The sequence below is a fragment of the Microcoleus sp. M2_D5 genome (assembly GCF_036701935.1).
Lineage (GTDB): Bacteria > Cyanobacteriota > Cyanobacteriia > Cyanobacteriales > Microcoleaceae > Microcoleus.
Window position 1 is genome coordinate 1 of the sequence record NZ_JAUBRP010000053.1, and the last position, 17,835, is coordinate 17,835.

Below are 17,835 nucleotides of genomic sequence, written 5' to 3' on the forward strand. Positions count from 1 at the left end.
CCCGCCCGTCCACTCATGACGGGCGGGACGCCCATCCCACTTTCAAGAGTGGAAGTTATTTAATTCTCATTCCTTAATCGATCGGACATGATATTATCAATTAATTCAAACAGCTCGATTCGCAGTTTCCGCAAGAATCCTCTTAATATCAGCAGGAGTCAGATTCGGATTAGCTTGCAACATCAAAGCTACCACGCCGGATACTTGTGGCACTCCCATTGAAGTACCGGAAAAATATCGATAGGGAATCCCCGGTTGAGAAAGCGGCACAGTTGAATAAACATCATCAGAATCCGCCCTACCACCGTCGCCGCCCGGAGCAACAAAATAATTAATTGCCTGCGAACCCGCCCGGTTAGAATACTCCCCAAACAAGCCATTTCGGGTAACACCACCGACAGCAATTCCTACCTCATTGGCAAACCGAGCCGGATAATCTACTTGTGAACGAGCATCATTTCCCGCCGCCGAAATCACGATCGCGCCTTGAGCTTCAGCCGCTCGAATCGCATCCAATTCTTGAGCGTTCAACTGTAGGCCGCCCAAACTCACATTGATTATCTTCGCTCCATTTGCCACCGCATAATTAATCGCATTAATTTCATCCCGAATTTTGCCCACCCCTGATCCATTAAGTATTTTCAAAGGCATAATCTTCGCAGTCGGAGCCGTTCCAGTAATCCCAACCCCATCTTTTTTCGCAGCAACTAAACCCGATATATGAGTGCCGTGATTGTTATCATCCATCGGGTCATTATCGTTGTTGACAAAATCCCATCCTCGGAAATCGTCAACAAAGCCATTGCCATCATCATCAACCCCGTTGCTAGCTTTATTGCGACCGAGCGCATCAACACCTGTTTCCCCCGCATTGCTCCAAATATTCCCCGTCAAATCCGGGTGATTGTAGTCAACTCCGCTGTCGATAACGGCCACCACAATTCCGTCTCCAGTCAAGCCCTGGGCCCAAACTTCTGGAGCTTTAATTAAATCTCTGCCCCACTCGTCGCCGCCCAAGTCGGGAACATCAGGAAAAGTTGCAGTACCTTGAGCTTTAGCAACTGCCGCTGCTGCATTCACCAAACCGAACCCAAAACGAGAGTCAAAACCTTGCAAGTTGCTCGGATTGTTAGGAGAAACAGTTGCCGGGGTTGCAGACAGATTGAGGGAGAAATTTGTACTGCCTTGGTATTGATAAACTCGGATAAAGTAAGTTCCTGCGGCTAAACCGTTGATGTCGATCGCTTCCGGCGATAAATTCGGTTGTTGAGAAGAAGCAATAATATCGGTGAAGTCAATAGAATTGTCGCCGTTAATATCTTTAATTAGAGCAACATCAACATCCGCAGTTAAACCGCTGACAGTTAATTTAAAGTCGCTATTTGCAGGCAAAGTAAAGCGGTAAAGGCCGTCTGGCCGGACATTGCTAAGCGAGTCTGCGATCGTTTGAGTGCCGCCCAAAACGCCTAAATCGCGAGCTCTATCCAGTTGGTTGCCCAATACGGTAGTTGCAGAGATGAATGTATTGGCGAGGTCTTGTGGAGATGCGTTGGCTACCAAGCCTAAAATAGCATTGGATTGACGAATTTTAATTAATGTATTGGAAATACCGGGGGCGATCGATATTTCTTCGAGAATCAAGTCAGCTTCGGTAAGATTGTCAGTCAGTCCGATCGAATCCACAAAACTGTTAAAGTCAGTAATCACGTCGGCAGCAGCCGGATCGGAGACTGCGGAGTCGCTGCGGAGAACAAAGGTATCTGGGCCCAAACCCCCTGTCAGCGTATCTTTACCCCCATCGCCCACTAAAACGTCGCTGCCGTCGCCGCCGTTGAGGGCGTCATCTCCCTTACCTCCCTGCAAGGTATCGCTGCCGCCATCGCCAAACAGGAAGTCTGCGCCGGCACCGCCGTTAAGCAAATCGTTGCCTGCGCCCCCTAACAGCGTATCGGAATTGCCACCGCCGAGAATGCGATCGTTACCATTATCACCGCTGATGCGATCGGCATCCGATGAACCGACAATAAAATCGTTGCCGCCGAGGGCAAAAAGTCCGTTAGGATAAGGAGTCAAAAAGCCCGGAGTCAAGGCGAAACTGTTGGGGCTATCATCTAAAAGATAGGAAAGACCGTCTGGGCTCGGGCCGGACATAGAAATGTACTCCTAGCGAGGTATATCGATCTAAATTTTAGATTTTAAATTTAAGTTTGTGGTTAAAAGTGCCCTCAATACTCTGTAAGGCGGGCATTACGCACAGTCTGTAGAGGTCTGCATGGGTTAGGTTAAACTAAGATGTTCCACCCTTCTCAATTACTTGTTTAGGAACAGGCTTTTCGGCCTGTTCCACAAGAAAATTCATCTTTTGTGGAACGGGCATCTTGCCCGTTTAGGAACAGGCTTTTCGGCCTGTTCCACAAGAATGTTGAGTTATTGTGGAACGGGCATCTTGCCCGTTTAGGAACAGGCTTTTCGGCCTGTTCCACAAAAATGTTGATTTATTGTGGAACGGGCATCTTGCCCGTTCTTGACAAGGGTGCAACATCTCAGGTTAAACAGATTTATTCCGTCATATCATGCCGTGTAAATCAACCGCAATTCCGCCTTAGCCCCTCTAAAACATAAAATCTAAAACAGTATAACTTAATCCCAAATTCAAAATCGGGATCGGAAAATGGGAAAACAACACTTGCATCGACTTCAGAATTTTTTCAACCTCGCGAAATCGCATTTAAAGCCTTATTTGCGCTATTTGATTTTAGGCGGGACGTTTTTATTTATTGCCAAAGCTTTTTTAACTCACTGGCGAGAAGTCGCGAATATCCAAATTCGATCCGAAAGTTTTCCGTTGCTGGCGATCGCCCTCGGCGTCACTTTATTTTCTCTAATTTTTGTCGGCTGGGTGTGGATGTTGATTTTGCGGGAATTCCGCCAACCTGTAACTGCCGCGTGGGCGATTCAAGTTTTTCTCAAAACTAATATTGCCAAGTATTTGCCGGGGAATATTTGGCATTTTTGGGGTCGAATCTTGGACGCAAAAAAGGCGGGCATTTTCCCGAAAGCTGCTACTCTCAGCGTGTTGCTGGAACCGCTGCTGATGGCTTCTGCGGGCGTTTTGATTGGGTTGATTTGTTTTGACAAATTCAATTGGTGGTTGCGGATTGTCGGTTGTGCTGCTATTTTGACGGCGATTCATCCCCGCATTTTAAATCCGATCGTCCTATTTGTAGAGCGGTTGAAGTTATCAAAGAACAATGGGGAAAATTCAGAAGTTGGGGAGGATCGGGGCGACCGACAAACTTTGCGTTTAGAGTCTACCTCCAGTCTAACTAAAAAAACATCTAGTGTCAAGTCTAAGCGCCCAATTAATTTGCCAATTAAACGCTATCCTTTAGTGCCGTTAATCGGACAAATGTGTTTTATTGGATTGCGGGGCGGCGGTTTTTTGCTAACGGTAACGGCTTTAACTCCGGTGGAATTTAGCAATATTCCCAACTTGTTTGGTGCTTTTTGTTTTGCGTTTGTTGTCGGTTTAGTCGTACCGGGAGCACCGGGGGGAATGGGAGTATTTGAAGCAACGGCGATCGCCCTGCTGTCCGATCGCTTTTCTACAGGTATAATTTTGAGTGCGGTGGCTTTGTATCGGATAATTAGCATTCTGGCGGATGTTTCGGGTGCATTTTTAGCTAAACTCGATCGCCAGCGAAATCAGCGCAGTCAAAAAAGGCGAATTTAAAACCGCATATTGTCGTGATTGTAGGGTGCGGGGCTGAGAATGTGAGATTATGTGCGATCGAACTACAAACCTGTTTAATTGCGGATGCGATATCAGATTAAAGCATTTTTTCCAGAAATTGCTTAGCGCGATCGCACTTCGGGTTGCTAAAAAACTCCTGCGGCGGCACATCTTCCGCCACCTTTCCGCCATCCAGAAACAAAATCCGGTGGGCGACTTCCCGCGCAAAACCCATTTCGTGAGTGACAATCGCCATTGTAATTCCGGTTTTCGTCAAAGCTTTCATCACATCTAAAACTTCTTTAACCATTTCAGGATCGAGTGCAGAAGTCGGTTCGTCCATCAACAAAATTTCCGGTTCCATAGCCAAACAGCGGGCGATCGCCACCCGCTGTTTTTGTCCCCCCGAAAGCTTAGAAGGATAAACATCCGCCTTATCTGACAAACCCACTTTTTCCAGCAATTCTAAACCCTTCAGACGCGCCTCATCTTTAGCAACCTGCTTCACCTTTACAGGTGCATAGGTCACATTTTGCAGCACAGTCATGTGCGGGAACAAGTGGAAATGCTGAAAAACCATCCCCACTTTCTGCCGCATTTTCAGAATATCTGCCTTCGGCGCAGTAATATCCACTCCGTCAATGTATATGTGTCCAGAAGTCGGAATTTCCAGTAAATTCAAACACCGCAAAAAAGTAGACTTGCCGCACCCCGAAGGGCCGATAATGGCAATCACTTCTCCTTTGTGAATCTCAGTAGTTATCTCGCGCAAAACCTTCAGATTGCCAAAAGATTTATACAGGCGATCGACCTTAACTGCTAGTTTGGAGTCTGCGTTCGAGTACATTGGCCCCCCAAGTTAAACTAAGCACCATCAAATAATAAATTGCGCCGACAAATATCAAAGGTTCAAAGTAAATATACTTTTCTGCTCCCACAATTGTAGCGCGGCGCAGCAAGTCTTCTACGCCAATTACCGAAACTAAAGCTGAATCCTTCAGCAAAGCAATACTTTCATTCACCAATGCAGGCAAAATGTTTTTCAACGCTTGCGGCAAGATAATATCGCTCATCATCAGTTTGTAGGGAACGCCAAGGGATTCTGCGGCTTCTTTTTGACCTTTATCTACGGCTTGAATTCCCGCGCGGATCGTTTCGGAAATATAAGCCCCAGAATTGAGGAAAAAAGTAATCACGCCAGCTTGCAGCGCCGATATATTATAGCCCGTAAGCTGCGGCGTTGCAAAATAAACTAAAGTCAACTGCAAAATTAGCGGGGTTCCGCGAAAAATTGAGGTGTAAGCGGTGGCAAACCAGAACAGAGGTTTAATGCTAGAAATCTTAAACAGAGATAGGACGATTCCCCAGATAAATCCCAGAAATGCGGACAGCAAGGTAAAAGTTAGCGTTACCCAAATCCCTGACAAAATATAAGGCAAACTCGGCAAGATTTTGCCAAAATCTAACCCGAACTTGGGCGCTACCGCAGGCTGATTTGCTCGAGCAGGTTCTTGCGGAATTGGTCGAGAAAACCACTTAGTAGCTAGTTCCTTAATTTGACCGCTGGCTTTCATTTGCTGGAGGACTCGGTTAAATTCTGGAACTAATCTCGAACCTTTGCTAAAGGCGATCGCCGAACCGCTTGCTTCAGTATTGGGAATTGTGTTAAATTCCAAGTCCGGGTTCGCTGCTGCATAACCCGTAGCGACAGTATCCTCGATCACTCCTGCGGCGATGCGGTTCGATTTAATTTCTTGAATGATATCAGGAATCCTATTCAGAGGAGCCAGTTGCACACCGGGCATTTTTTTCACAGCTTCCTGCTGAATGCTTCCGAGTTGAACGCCTACTTTTTTCCCGGCTAAATCTTCAGCTTTGGTCAAATTGCTGCCTTTATTGGCGACAATTGTATTTTGAGCTTCGTAGTAAAGGTCAGAAAAATCAACATTTTTTTTCCTTTCTGCTGTGGGAGTCATTCCCGCCATCACAAAATCGGCTCTTCCCGCCTGCAAAGCGGGAATTAAGCCGTTAAAATCCATGCCAATTACTTTCAGTTCGTAGCCTAATTTTTTAGTAATATATTTGGCAATATCGATGTCAAAACCGATAATTTCGTTGCCGCTAACAGCCGTATCTTTAAATTCGTATGGCGGGTAGTCTGGGGAAGTCGCCAGTGTTAAAGTCTTGTTGGCTTGGGCGTAACTGGCGATCGCAATTAAGCAAAAGGCGATCGCCGCCGCCAGCATTGATTTTAATTTTAAACGTTTCATATCGAACATTGTCCTAAAAAATCCCCGCGCCACCAAAACATACCACAAATCGGAATCAAGTCACCTTTGTAAAGAAAGATATATTCCTGGACGCACGGGTTTCCAGAAACCGGGTTTGATGGACAAACCAACTGCATACTTAGCTTTTAACAAGGGTAACAAACCCGGTTATAAAGGTATTAATTAATGCGCCCAGGGCTAAAGATAGCTAATTGTCCCACTAACTTATACTTAAAAAATGCTCAAAAAGAACATTGTTTAACATTTTATAAAGTAAAGCTTGTCCGCACAACTCCCACCAATGTTGTACCGTTGTCCAAGTTGCGAATCGCTCCTTTGCTAAGCTGTTGTGCATCTAATTTGAAAGTCAATTTTTATACACTTATTGTGGAACTGGTAGGAGATCCCGTCTCTGGATTCAATTGGGAGCATCGCACTTTTCATCGCTCCTACCTGCAAGGAATCAGCATTCACCATACCTGTACCGCCATAGAGTACGATCGCGCCGCCACATTAATCACACAATATACTCCCAACCCAGAACAGCGAGAAGCCCTTTTACAAATCCTTCAGTTTCGCCCAACCGAGGATGCTTACTACCAAGTCACTTACCGAGTGACAGACTACAACCCGCGCTCGGTGGTTGCGCGCTTTAGGTTCAGAAGTCGAAATTCTGCTACCTTGGGACTTGCGACAGAAAATGGCCGTAGAAATCCAAAAAACTGCCAACTTGTACAAATAGTCTTTTGCTCGATAATTATCAAAACTATTGTGGAAAACTTGCCCTTTTCTGTGGAAAACCCCCTTTTTCCTGTGGAAAACTAGCACTAAATTAAGTGCGATCGCTTTAATTCCATTGATAGCATTTAAAAAAATAGAGGAATTGCGATCGCAAAAACCGCCTTCCTCCTTCATCCCTCAAGCTGCTGTTTGCTAGAGATACAGCCTACATTTTTCCTCCTTCCCGCTTCCTCTTTCCTTCTTCCTTTTCTTCAGAATCGTAGCTAATTTGGTCGGACTCGTAAGCCGGCGGCTCAACGTGAATTAAGATGCGTACAGGGCTGAAACGTTCTTCCAAACGGGCTTCTACTTCTTCTGTAATCCGGTGAGCTGTTTCTACATCAACAGCATCGACGATCGCGTGCATTTCAATAAACACTTGACGCCCGATCGAGCCGCGGGAGGCGATCGAGTGACAGTTAACTACGCCGGGCACATCCATTGCGATCGCGTGAATAACTTCCGGTGCGATCGCCATTTCATCCACCAACCAAGGCAGATTTTCCCTTAAAACTTTCCAACCGCTGGTAAATACCAAAACAGCCACAGGAAAAGACAAAAACACGTCTAGAGATTGCAATTGAGGCATATTCCAAACCTCTCCTTGCCAAACACCGATCAACCCGCCGATGACCATAATTGTCACCCAAACATCGCTCATCGTGTGCTGAGCGTCAGCCACTAAAATCGCGCTACCGAGACGTTGGCCAACTCTGCGCTCGTAAAAAGTGACAAAAATATTAATCCCCAGTACAATCAGCAAAATCCACAGTTCATTTGGCGATATTTTGACAACTGTGCCACCTTTGAGCAACCTTTCGACAGCGCCGCTGAGAATTTCAAAACAGGCAATTCCCAGAAAAGCAGCAATTCCCAAAGCTCCGAGAGCATCAAATTTTTGGTGTCCGTAGGGATGATCGCGATCGGGCTGCGGATTGGCATAATGATTAGTTACCAATCCTAAAATATTATTAGCGCTGTCCGTGACGCTGTGCAAAGCATCTGCCAGCAAACTGAGCGAACCAGTCAGCCATCCCACGGCTGCTTTAATTGCCATCACCAGCAAATTTAGCAATAAAGTAATTATTAAAACCTTGCGGACTTCGGAACGGTTATCGGCAACCATAAAATCTCCTCGCTCGGCCGTCAAGTTTTCTGGTTTCTAGTTTAAAGCTTATCAAGTCATAACAGGTTAAAAGTATTGCAGAATCTAGCGTGCGACTAGATTTATATTCATTAATTTAGCCTAGCTTCTTGAGACAATTTTTAATTAATAGCAGTTTCGCAGTCCAATTGAGCTGGAATGTACTTCTTTTGGGTTACTATATTTTTTATCATTAACAATAGTATGTTAAATTTCATTGCCCATGTCTCTTTCTCCGCTGACGCTGAATTTAGTCGAAGGTTCTGTCTCCTTTAGCTTTTCCCCGCAAGCCGCGCGGGATTTGCAAAGCGAAATTGCAGCTTTGATGGAAAGCTTGAAAGCTGTAGCCGCCAAAACCGCTGGCGCTAAAGCTTCTCCCCAAAAACCGATGGAATATCGGTATGCAGGAGATGTATTTTTTGAAGTTTTCTGCAACCCGAATATCTGGCCAACTCCTTTTGCGGCGAAAGTGCTGATTACGGTTAGGGACGATCGCGTGCGCGTCACCACCGAAGCCGAACTCAGCCGCCTGCGCGACGATCTCGCTCAGTATATCGAACAAGTCGGTTGATTGAGATGTTGCACCATTGTCAATAGGCCTTTTAGGAACGGGCAAGATGCCCGTTCCACAAAGAGTTAATTTTATTGTGGGGAGTAGGGGTTGGGCTTCTAGCCGGCCCCTGAAAGGCTTATTGAAAGGGGATAACTATCTGCAGGCGACGCCGACCATTCCCACATTGAACCTGCATAATTTTTAGCAGAAAATCCCACATTTGTCAACACACAAGTCAACCATGCAGAGCGAATTCCCCCACTACAATAACTCACAATTTGAGTTGACGGCGAAACTCCTTTTTGCTGCAAAATAGCGACAATTTCCCCGCGACTCAGCAGTTTTCCCTGTTTGTCCATCAACTGTTTGTAGTAGAGGTGAATTGCACCGGGAATGTGGCCGCCCCGCTGTTCTCCGTAAGGCGTTTTACCTGCATATTCTCGCGGCTCTCTGGCGTCGATAATGACTAAATTATCATCTCCCAAAATAGCTTTCAATTCATCCCGCTGAATTTCCCAAGTCGAGCGGCGAGATATTACAAAATCTCCAGTTTTCGGTGGATTGTTTGCAGCTTTTACTCGATTAATTCCAGCTTTGATGAAAGCCCGATATCCTCCATCGACAAAAACGGCTTTTTCGTGTCCCAAAGTCCGCAACATCCAAACAATTCGCCCGTCTTCGCCCCACCCTTTAACCGGATCGGCAACCACTATCACAGCTTTGTCTTGACAAATACCAATTGCTTGCAATTTTTGAGTTAAAACTGTGTTATTTTCGATAATTTTTCCTTTGTGAGGAAAGTCGGAACGCGAAAATTCCTGCCAAGTTACGGGAATAGCTGATGGGAGACGGCAAAACCACTTTAAAATAGGTGCGCGAGCATCTAGTAAAGTAGCTTCTTGTTCCAGTAATTGCTTAGCTAAATCTGCATTTACTATCCTGTTATTTGCTAAATTACCCAGTAAACTCGACATAATTTATTGAGTAACTTTTGCTGTATTAGCACCGCAGGCTAAAACCCCTTTGGTATTAATTGGATTAGCTGGTTTAGTCTGGCCAGGAGCAGCATTTATACACAAGATTGTTTGGGTCTTGTTTCCCACCAAAAAGACTCCCCCCACAAAACTTTTGAGATTAGCTTGCTTCGATACTCCGTAGTTAAATACAGTACCTTTTTTCACCATGCCGATCGAGTAGCTGTAATTGGCTGCGTCAGGTTTAATTTGGAGACCCATATAAACCAATAAATTGGAAACAGAACTTGTAAAACCTGCTTTTTCAGCATAGTAAACTTGCTGAGCTTTATTCATCGAACCCACAAAATTTTTCGCTTGTAATTCCTTAGCTTTAAGCGTTGGTGAAACTTGAGCTTCCGAGACAGAACTGAAAACAACTGGCAGAGTTAGAGATGCGATCGCAACTTTGAGCTGCCAGTTGCGGCTGCTATAAATCCTGCTTAATTTCACAGATGCCAGGTAAAATGAGCGGTTGAGCAACATACAATTAAACTAATTGTTTTGCCTGAAACTGTTTTAATGCCCCAGGAGCAACCGTGCCGTGTTCTGTGATTATTCCCGATATTAACTCCGCCGGAGTTACGTCAAAAGCGGGATTGTAAAACTCGACTCCCACAGGACAAATTCGCGTAGTTCCCACTTGATACATTTCAACTGGATCGCGTTCTTCAATGGGAATTTTGCTGCCGTCGGAAAGTTCAAAATCAATTGTAGATAGAGGCGCAGCGACAAAGAAAGGAACGTTGTGAGCTTTGGCAACAATTGCTAAACTGTAAGTGCCAATTTTATTGGCGGCGTCACCGTTAGCAGCGATTCTGTCTGCACCGACAACTACTGCGTGAATCATGCCGAGTTTCATGCAGTGAGCGGCCATATTATCTGCTATTAATGTGACGGGAATTCCTTCTTGCACGCATTCCCAAGTGGTGAGTTTGGCACCTTGGAGACGGGGCCGAGTTTCGTCTGCAAAAACTCTTCCGAGTCTTCCTTCTCGCCAAGCAGAACGAAATACACCTAAAGCAGTTCCGTAGCCGGCTGTTGCTAATGCACCTGCATTGCAGTGAGTTAGTAAGTTCAATTTTTCGGGTGTAGCTGGCAGAACTTCTAAACCTTTGTCGCCGATATCTTTACAAGTTTGCAAGTCTTCTGCTTGAATGGTTTTGACCATTTCTAACAAACTTTTCTGCACTTGTTCGACGGAACCGCTAGTTTGATTTGCTGTTTTGAGCATTCGCGATATTGCCCAAAACAAATTAACTGCTGTGGGACGAGTGGAACGCAATAAATCCCCAACTTCTTCTAGTTTAACGAGAAATTCTGTGCGATCGCCCGTTTCGATTTCTCGCGCCCCCAAATACATCCCGTAGGCTGCTGCAACCCCGATCGCCGGAGCACCTCGGACTATCATAGTTTTAATCGCCTCAGCCATATCTTCGCAGCGGCTAATTTCGACTACACCGTATTCTTTCGGCAATCGGTTTTGGTCAATTAGCAGAACTCGGTCTTCTTGCCAAGTGACGGGGGAAACAGGGGAGTTTTGAGCGGTCATCTATTTCAATTATGTGAGGGACAAGTTTCTATGATGCCATGAAGGCGACTATTCCCGCCACTTCGATCGACAAAACCCGCCTAATTAAGCGGGTTTTGTAGTTTTCCTAAATACTTTCACTCTTGGGCAACGATCGAACAATCACTCTCCACTTTAGACAGCATATCTGGAAACGCTGATGTGTAGTTCCCATCTTTGTCTACAACCCTGCGGAGTATATATCCATTGTCAGCAGGTCTGCCGAAAAACGAGTTTGTGCGATGCCAGATATCTCCATTCGGAGTGTTCGGATCTCGATCGATCAAAAAATCTACCAGCCACGGCGGCACACACCATCCAAACACTATCGGCGTAATGTGTCCGTGCTGCAAACTTGCATCCGAGAATCGGAACAAGTAACTGAAGCGAGAAAATTTGACAAAATAAAGTAACATCCGTCCCGCCATTGATGAATGAAATGTCCAGATAACAGGGTCAAAAACGCGCAGCAATAACGTCCGTTCGTCAGCATTCCAGTCTGAACTGTACATCGTCAGACAATCGTCTGGTAAAACATTCCCGTCCATAAAAAAGATACCTTGCAGGACTTCAGGTAACTCCGCTGGATGTTTTACTTTCATCCAATTCGCAATGTCTTTTAGTTGCTTTTGTTCGATTAACATGGTATTATTTATCCTCAATAGTTGTGTTTTGGTTTCCGATTAGATACCCCCTTGATTTCTTAGTCGATCGATAAATAGTTTATGTGGCGTGCGGTTTCAACTCACATCTTGCATCATTCTCAATAAGGCTTTTATGTGCGGGCTTTCTGGCCCACCCCACAAGCAATTAATTCTTTGTGGAACAGGCAAGATGCCTGTTCTTGACAATGGTGCAATATCTCAGTTTCAACCGCTGTCCGATCGAGCTTTTGGATTAATTACCCGTGCAAGTTAGGCTCGATCGGATCGGCGCACTTTGCCTACCGTACTCACGACATCCACCAGCATCTTGAGTGCGATGTCTTTACCGGGACAAATCCGTCCCGCACTCCGATCGCCCACAGAATGAAAACCCATATGAAAAGGGCACAGATTCTCCCGCTTAGCGTTGAATTCGTATACCGTAGAACCCCAGAAACCCTCGTCTAGCAGCCCCAAACTGAGCGGTATCAGTACCTTGGTTCCGGCGGGGAAAGTGCGCTCTTGGCCCGCTACCGTTGCGGTGAAAGGCTCTGTCGCGACTCGGTGCGTGGCGCTGACGGGGGCCCAGAGGCGGGCGCATTCGAGGAGGAAAAGCTCGATCGACTGGCGATCGTCCAAATCGAGCCGATCCCAAAAATCAGTCGGGTTAATTTCGGCCGTCTGCTGTCCTTTATAGGCGGGGAGAGGGCGGTATCCCATTGCCGTGTAGCCTAGGTGCAAGGGGCCTTGCAGTCCCGCTATGCCCATAATTGATGTCATCAGCTTTGCCAATTCCCGCTTAGTCATGCCGTTGTTTTCCGAGCTCTCCTCGAAGTTGGCTAAGGCTGGCGAATTTTCATAGATAGTCGCTGCACGCTCGATTAGAGCGGACAAATCCCCGTGTCCAAACAGGTTCAGGCTTTGCAGCAGGTTGCCGATGACGGCGAAGTAGTGCAGCGGGCTTTGGCGAGTGTAATGCAATTCGGTGAGAAGTTCGATCGACTCTGAATCGTCTGGATTAATCCCAAAGATGACGTAGTGCAGATATCGGACTAAAAATCCCATCCAACCCCGCTTGACATCGGTAAAAAACGCTCCCCCCGCACCGTGCGACATCTGGGCATAATCTGCGCCTAGCCTCAGCAGCAACCGTCTGCTGATTTCGTCCCCCTGGCGATCCGTTGTGGCACTGTTGAACAGATATTTCTGCATACAGCTTCGGAATGCTGCGTGGTTGCTGCTACCGTCAGTGGCGCGATCGGACAAAGACAGCAGGAAAAGGTTTCTGCCGCCGACATCTTGGTTGGGCGCGCTATCGGGTTCGAGTACAGAAGTACCCAGCCGCCAGCCGCGCGCCTGGGGCGATGTGAGTGCTTTTTCCAGGGTGTCAAACTCTCCCATCACGACTTGCCCCGCGCAGCAAAAGTTGGCTCCGAAAGCCAGCCGTTTTATCTGCAAATAGGTGGGTTCGTTGGCAATCAAACCCTCGATGAGGGCGATCGCGGGTAGCATCGTTTTGCTGAGAGTTTCTTCCGGGTTTTGCAAAACCCAAGCCTGAAACTCATTCAGTGCCGGGTTCATCAGCGATGAGAAAATAGTATCTAAATTTAGGTTCATCATAATTCCTCCGAGAATGCTTCGCCCTAACGCGCTTTGCAGTTAGCAGCAAGAGGGTATTGAGCGGCAATTGAGCGGGATTCAATACCCCCAAAATTACCAAAATCAGTACGTATAGCTCTAGCCATGTTTATTTGCGAACGCAGTGGCAATATAGATATAGTTGTACTGAATATATCTGCGCCCAAGTCTAGCCTTGTCCCGGAGATTGAGTGGAATTTTTAACAATTTCTGGTAAGTATATCTACTTTCTGTCTCTCAAGCTTCTCAAGTATTAGCCCCAATCCCTGAGAGTCGCACCTAACCGTAGATATTTACAGGAACTCGCTCCTACAAAATACTATGGTTTTGTTTGTGCTGATATATTTACATATAATATTTTAGGCTTCTGTATGCTTCTGAATTTAATTTAATAAATTCAGAGAATTACAGCATATTCGGTGGTTGATGAAGTACAGTAGCCGCTATATTTATGTTGTGTGATTTTAATAGGGAATGAGAATTAAATAACTTCCACTCTTGAAAGTGGGATGGGCGTCCAAAAAGGACGGGCCCGACGCCCATCCCACAATAACAATTAAAATTGTAAGTTATTTAATTCGCTATCCTATGTAGGGTACGGATCTGCGACCTTTTAAATAGAACTTGCAGATTGACGAGTGGCGACGCACGGATGCTTACTACAAGATTGTGTGTACTAAGCTGTTCGGCATTTAAAGGACTTGCGTAAGGTGCGTCAGCATCTAAGGTTTTCCGTTTCAGCGTAAGGGTTCGCGAATGACGCACCCTACTAGCCTCGTTACTGGTTGAAATGCTCCACAGCTTAGATATACATGGAATATGCTGTAATTACTGACTATTATTAAATAATAGAGCTAAAAACCCCAAATTCCCAAGCCCCAATCTTTCAATTCTTAAATGGTTCAATTCTTCTATCAATTGAAATTCCCAATCCACAATTATTCAATTATTCAGTTCTTTAATCTTTAATCTCAAATAAAATGAAATCCCCAATCCCCAATTCTTCAATTCTTTAATCTCAAATCCCCAATCCCCAATCTAAAATCTAAAATCTAAAATCTAAAATCAATTGACGCCCGCTAAAGTTTCCCAGCAGTACAAAAGCACTTTACAGGAAACCCGCAGGCGTCAAAATCAAGCAAACTTAAATCTTAGAAAAGACCCAGTGTGAAAGATTTGTCGATCGGGAAAATAGCACCAATACCCAACCACAGAGTTACCGCAGTTCCCAACAGGAAAACAGTAGTAGCAACAGGGCGGCGGAACGGATTTTGGAACTTGTTAACATTCTCGATGAACGGAATCAAAATCAAGCCAACGGGAACACCGGCCATGCAAGCAATACCCAACAATTTGTTAGGCAAAACGCGCAGGAGTTGGAACACAGGCCACAAATACCATTCCGGCAGAATTTCCAGCGGAGTAGCAAAAGGATTAGCAGCTTCCCCAACCAAAGCCGGGTCTAGTACAGCCAAACCCACGCACAGAGAAATCGTTCCCATGATGACTATAGGGAAAACGTAGAGCAAGTCATTAGGCCAAGCTGGTTCGCCGTAATAGTTGTGACCCATGCCCTTAGCGAGCTTAGCGCGGAGGGCGGGATCGCTCAAATCTGGTTTTTTGATAATAGACATAGTGAGAGTGTTCTCCTTTTAGTTTTACCCGGGGCTGCCATTCCGCTGTATTCGTTAGTTTGAATCAGCGGCGCGATCGCAGGAAGTATTAGCCGTAAATAAATATCATGAGTGATGAATTCTGAATTTTCAACTCACAATTGGGCGGGGGGGCAAAAAAATACCGCCCCCAAAACTCAAAACTTACAACGGGCCAGAGATACCTTGCTTGCGAATCATCAAGAAGTGAGCCAGCATGAACACTACAATCAGCCAAGGCAACACAAAAGTGTGCAAGCTGTAGTAGCGAGTCAAAGTGCCTTGACCGACGCTGACACCGCCACGCAGCAGTTCAACCATCAAAGAACCGACAAACGGGATAGCTTCGGGGACGCCGGAAACGATTTTAACTGCCCAGTAACCAATTTGATCCCAAGGCAGCGAATAGCCGGTCACGCCGAAAGAAACAGTGATGACTGCCAAGATTACTCCTGTCACCCAGGTTAACTCGCGGGGCTTTTTGAAGCCGCCGGTCAGATAAACCCGGAAGATGTGCAAAATCATCATCAGCACCATCATGCTGGCAGACCAGCGGTGGATGGAGCGGATCAGCCAGCCGAAGTTGACTTCAGTCATCAGGTATTGCACTGAAGAAAAAGCTTCTGCTACCGTGGGACGGTAATAGAAAGTCATGGCGAATCCGGTGGCAAACTGGATCAGAAAGCAAACTAAAGTAATTCCGCCCAAGCAGTAGAAAATATTGACGTGCGGGGGTACGTACTTTGTAGTGATGTCATCGGCGAGCGCCTGAATTTCCAGGCGTTCCTCAAACCACTGGTAGGTTTTTGAGTCGGTGATTTGTTTAGAAAACATGGAGCCAGAATTCCTAAAAGAATATTGCTGTGGTTGAGGTTCAGGGCAGCAGCCACAAGGTTTTTTGTCGCCCCGCGCCTCGCAGCTTGCTTTTACTAGCAAATGCCTGAGGCTATTTTTTAAATTTGGAGCTGACGAAAGGAACTCTCTTGTGCGATCGCCTGCAAGCCCTGGGAAACTAAGCGGTGGCTTGTCCCTACTCGCTGGCGTTACCCGATCGAATTCCAGACTGTGATAAAAAATGTAACATAATTGCCGTGCAATTTTCACGCGCCCGATCGCTTTTTGGACACTTAAAAGGCTTTTTTCGGAATCTCAACATCCGCCCAAGCTGCTATGGGGGGAAGGCTGAGCTACAGAAAGCAGTCCGAGCCGGAAATCGGTTTGCCGGGAGAGCCCAAATTTCATCTCGATCGCAAAACTTTACCTTTTGGCCCCAAACGCCCTCACGGTCGATCGAGTAGCCCGATCCGGTTCGATCGTACAATCGAATCTTGTTTTGCAGTCAGGACTGCAGTCCTTTCTAACAAAATCTGCTGGCTGCAACCTGCGTATTTCCGTAAAAAAAGTCGGTGATTGGCCCCATCCGCAAAGTTTGATCACAATTGAAAAGAAAGCAAACTTTCCAGAAAAACTGGCAGTATTGGCGAGAAAGGAGTGGGAAGTGGCGGTATCGGAAAGGGAATTTCCGGCAGAGACGGGAAGGATGGAAAGTCTCGCGATGGCGGTGTAAAACCTGTCGAAACGATCGCGCAATCGGATAGACTCACATCTGTAACATTTTTAACGTCGGCGATTAAATCCGATCCGACCAATATCCGAGTTCCCCGTGTGATACCGTCATCATAAGATTCAAATCGGTAAGAGAAGAAGCGAGGGCCGTCACGATCTTGTACGAAGCCAACAACTTGAATTTTGTCACCTTCGACCCGGTTAAAATCCTCAATAACGGCATAGGCATTATCACCGCTATAGAAAAGGTAAGGACGGGCATTTGACGAACCGAGAACAAAGATGTCAGCATCACTTTGCCCGATCAAATAATCGATTTGTGCTACTGTTGAGGAAAAGCCGTAACCCGATATGATGTCATTACCCGGCCCGCCAATCAGGGTATCGCTGCCTTGATTTCCCTCAAGCAAATCGTCTCCTGTATTGGCGTTAATGTAGTCATTATCTAAGTCACCTATTACAGTGTCGTTCCCACTTTCTCCAAACAGGCGATCGTTACCTTTGCCGCCCGTTAAAAAGTCGTTGTTGCTGCCACCAAACAAGCGATCGTCTCCATCTCCTCCGATCGCCGTATCATTGCCTTGACCGCCGTTAAGACAGTCATTGCCAGCCCCTCCCAAGATACTGTCGTTATTGTCTTCCCCTCTGATTAAATCCGCGCCTTCGCCACCCTCAAGAAGATCGTTCCCGGCACCTCCTTCAAGTTTGTCATTGCCTTCGCCACCGCTGAGACTGTCGTTACCAGAGTAGGCCAAAAGGCGATCGTTACCGACTCCACCTGCGAGACTATCATTTCCTACTCCGCCATCTAAAGTGTCATTACCACCCAAACCAAATAGAGTATCATTGCCTCCCAGCCCGCACAGCGAATCATCGCCAATTCCACCGGATAGCAAATTATCGAAATTGTCACCGCATATAACTACCATAAAATTGTCCTCCTGAAAACTATTTCACAATTACAGTCACTCAATTTTAGATTTTGGATTTTAGATTTTGGATTGTTCCCCTCCCTGCAATTTTAAATTTTAAATTTTGAATTTGGTAATGACTTTAGTCCTGATATCAAATCTGTTAGCATCGGATTTATTCCTATCTCTCTTTTATTCATCTGCGTTAATCAGCGTCAATCCCTTGTCCGGGGCGGTTAATACATTCTCTTTTTTTAACCGCAGATTAGGGCAGATAAACACAGATTAACGCAGATGAATTAGAGCGATTCAGGTTGCATCATCCGTGATTGTTGAACAAATATTAGGGACACACAATTTG

The 17,835-nt window shown here is 46.0% G+C and carries 16 protein-coding genes; 4 read left to right on the forward strand and 12 right to left on the reverse strand.

What is annotated here, in order from left to right; translation table 11 throughout:
• Positions 1-105: 105 nt before the first annotated feature.
• Positions 106-2,151, reverse strand: a complete 2,046-nt coding sequence (locus QUA50_RS20405; RefSeq protein WP_333266334.1) for a S8 family serine peptidase — start codon at positions 2,149-2,151, stop codon at positions 106-108.
• Between the two features lie 520 nt (positions 2,152-2,671).
• Here QUA50_RS20405 and QUA50_RS20410 point away from each other — a divergent pair.
• Positions 2,672-3,733, forward strand: coding sequence for a UPF0104 family protein (locus QUA50_RS20410; RefSeq protein ID WP_333266336.1), 1,062 nt, complete (start codon positions 2,672-2,674; stop codon positions 3,731-3,733).
• Between the two features lie 97 nt (positions 3,734-3,830).
• Here QUA50_RS20410 and QUA50_RS20415 read toward each other — a convergent pair whose 3' ends face one another.
• Both QUA50_RS20415 and QUA50_RS20420 read right to left on the reverse strand, forming a co-directional pair.
• Positions 3,831-4,580 (reverse strand): amino acid ABC transporter ATP-binding protein, encoded by a 750-nt coding sequence (locus QUA50_RS20415; protein WP_333266337.1) that lies wholly within the window; start codon positions 4,578-4,580, stop codon positions 3,831-3,833.
• Entirely contained in the window at positions 4,546-6,003 is a 1,458-nt protein-coding gene (locus QUA50_RS20420) for an ABC transporter substrate-binding protein/permease (protein ID WP_333266339.1), read from the reverse strand. The genes QUA50_RS20415 and QUA50_RS20420 overlap by 35 nt, the downstream gene beginning before the upstream one ends.
• A 387-nt stretch (positions 6,004-6,390) precedes the next feature.
• On the opposite strand from QUA50_RS20420, the gene QUA50_RS20425 reads away from it, so the two are divergent.
• The gene (locus QUA50_RS20425) at positions 6,391-6,828 is read left to right on the forward strand and encodes a hypothetical protein (protein WP_333298917.1); all 438 of its coding nucleotides are present in this window, start codon (positions 6,391-6,393) and stop codon (positions 6,826-6,828) included.
• 121 nt (positions 6,829-6,949) lie between these two features.
• Here QUA50_RS20425 and QUA50_RS20430 read toward each other — a convergent pair whose 3' ends face one another.
• Positions 6,950-7,909 (reverse strand): cation diffusion facilitator family transporter, encoded by a 960-nt coding sequence (locus QUA50_RS20430; RefSeq protein ID WP_333266343.1) that lies wholly within the window; start codon positions 7,907-7,909, stop codon positions 6,950-6,952.
• A 241-nt stretch (positions 7,910-8,150) separates the two neighbouring features.
• Here QUA50_RS20430 and QUA50_RS20435 point away from each other — a divergent pair, with 241 nt between their 5' ends.
• Positions 8,151-8,498 (forward strand): hypothetical protein, encoded by a 348-nt coding sequence (locus QUA50_RS20435; RefSeq protein ID WP_190732832.1) that lies wholly within the window; start codon positions 8,151-8,153, stop codon positions 8,496-8,498.
• 98 nt (positions 8,499-8,596) lie between these two features.
• Here QUA50_RS20435 and QUA50_RS20440 read toward each other — a convergent pair whose 3' ends face one another.
• The 7 genes from QUA50_RS20440 to petB all read right to left on the reverse strand — a co-directional run bounded on the left by QUA50_RS20440 (position 8,597) and on the right by petB (position 15,831).
• Entirely contained in the window at positions 8,597-9,454 is an 858-nt protein-coding gene (locus tag QUA50_RS20440; protein ID WP_333266346.1) for a rhodanese-like domain-containing protein, read from the reverse strand.
• Between the two features lie 3 nt (positions 9,455-9,457).
• Complete coding sequence (locus tag QUA50_RS20445; protein ID WP_333266348.1) at positions 9,458-9,979, reverse strand: type IV pilin-like G/H family protein; 522 nt, start codon at positions 9,977-9,979, stop codon at positions 9,458-9,460.
• Positions 9,980-9,983: 4 nt separating this feature from the next.
• On the reverse strand, positions 9,984-11,045 hold the full coding sequence (gene mtnA / locus QUA50_RS20450; protein WP_333266349.1) for an S-methyl-5-thioribose-1-phosphate isomerase: 1,062 nt from the start codon (positions 11,043-11,045) through the stop codon (positions 9,984-9,986).
• Positions 11,046-11,161: 116 nt separating this feature from the next.
• Positions 11,162-11,707, reverse strand: a complete 546-nt coding sequence (locus QUA50_RS20455; RefSeq protein WP_333266351.1) for a hypothetical protein — start codon at positions 11,705-11,707, stop codon at positions 11,162-11,164.
• 270 nt (positions 11,708-11,977) lie between these two features.
• Positions 11,978-13,327 carry a cytochrome 450 gene (locus QUA50_RS20460; protein WP_333266354.1) on the reverse strand — a complete coding sequence of 450 codons (1,350 nt, stop codon included), beginning with the start codon at positions 13,325-13,327 and terminating at the stop codon, positions 11,978-11,980.
• A gap of 1,169 nt (positions 13,328-14,496) precedes the next feature.
• Complete coding sequence (gene petD / locus QUA50_RS20465) at positions 14,497-14,979, reverse strand: cytochrome b6-f complex subunit IV (RefSeq protein WP_333051797.1); 483 nt, start codon at positions 14,977-14,979, stop codon at positions 14,497-14,499.
• Positions 14,980-15,162: 183 nt separating this feature from the next.
• On the reverse strand, positions 15,163-15,831 hold the full coding sequence (gene petB, locus QUA50_RS20470; protein WP_015174799.1) for a cytochrome b6: 669 nt from the start codon (positions 15,829-15,831) through the stop codon (positions 15,163-15,165).
• 336 nt (positions 15,832-16,167) lie between these two features.
• Between petB and QUA50_RS20475 the strand changes: the two genes are divergently transcribed.
• Positions 16,168-16,407, forward strand: a complete 240-nt coding sequence (locus QUA50_RS20475; RefSeq protein ID WP_333209843.1) for a hypothetical protein — start codon at positions 16,168-16,170, stop codon at positions 16,405-16,407.
• Positions 16,408-16,430: 23 nt separating this feature from the next.
• Here QUA50_RS20475 and QUA50_RS20480 read toward each other — a convergent pair whose 3' ends face one another.
• Positions 16,431-17,492 carry a calcium-binding protein gene (locus QUA50_RS20480; RefSeq protein ID WP_333051794.1) on the reverse strand — a complete coding sequence of 354 codons (1,062 nt, stop codon included), beginning with the start codon at positions 17,490-17,492 and terminating at the stop codon, positions 16,431-16,433.
• Between the last annotated feature and the right edge of the window lie 343 nt (positions 17,493-17,835).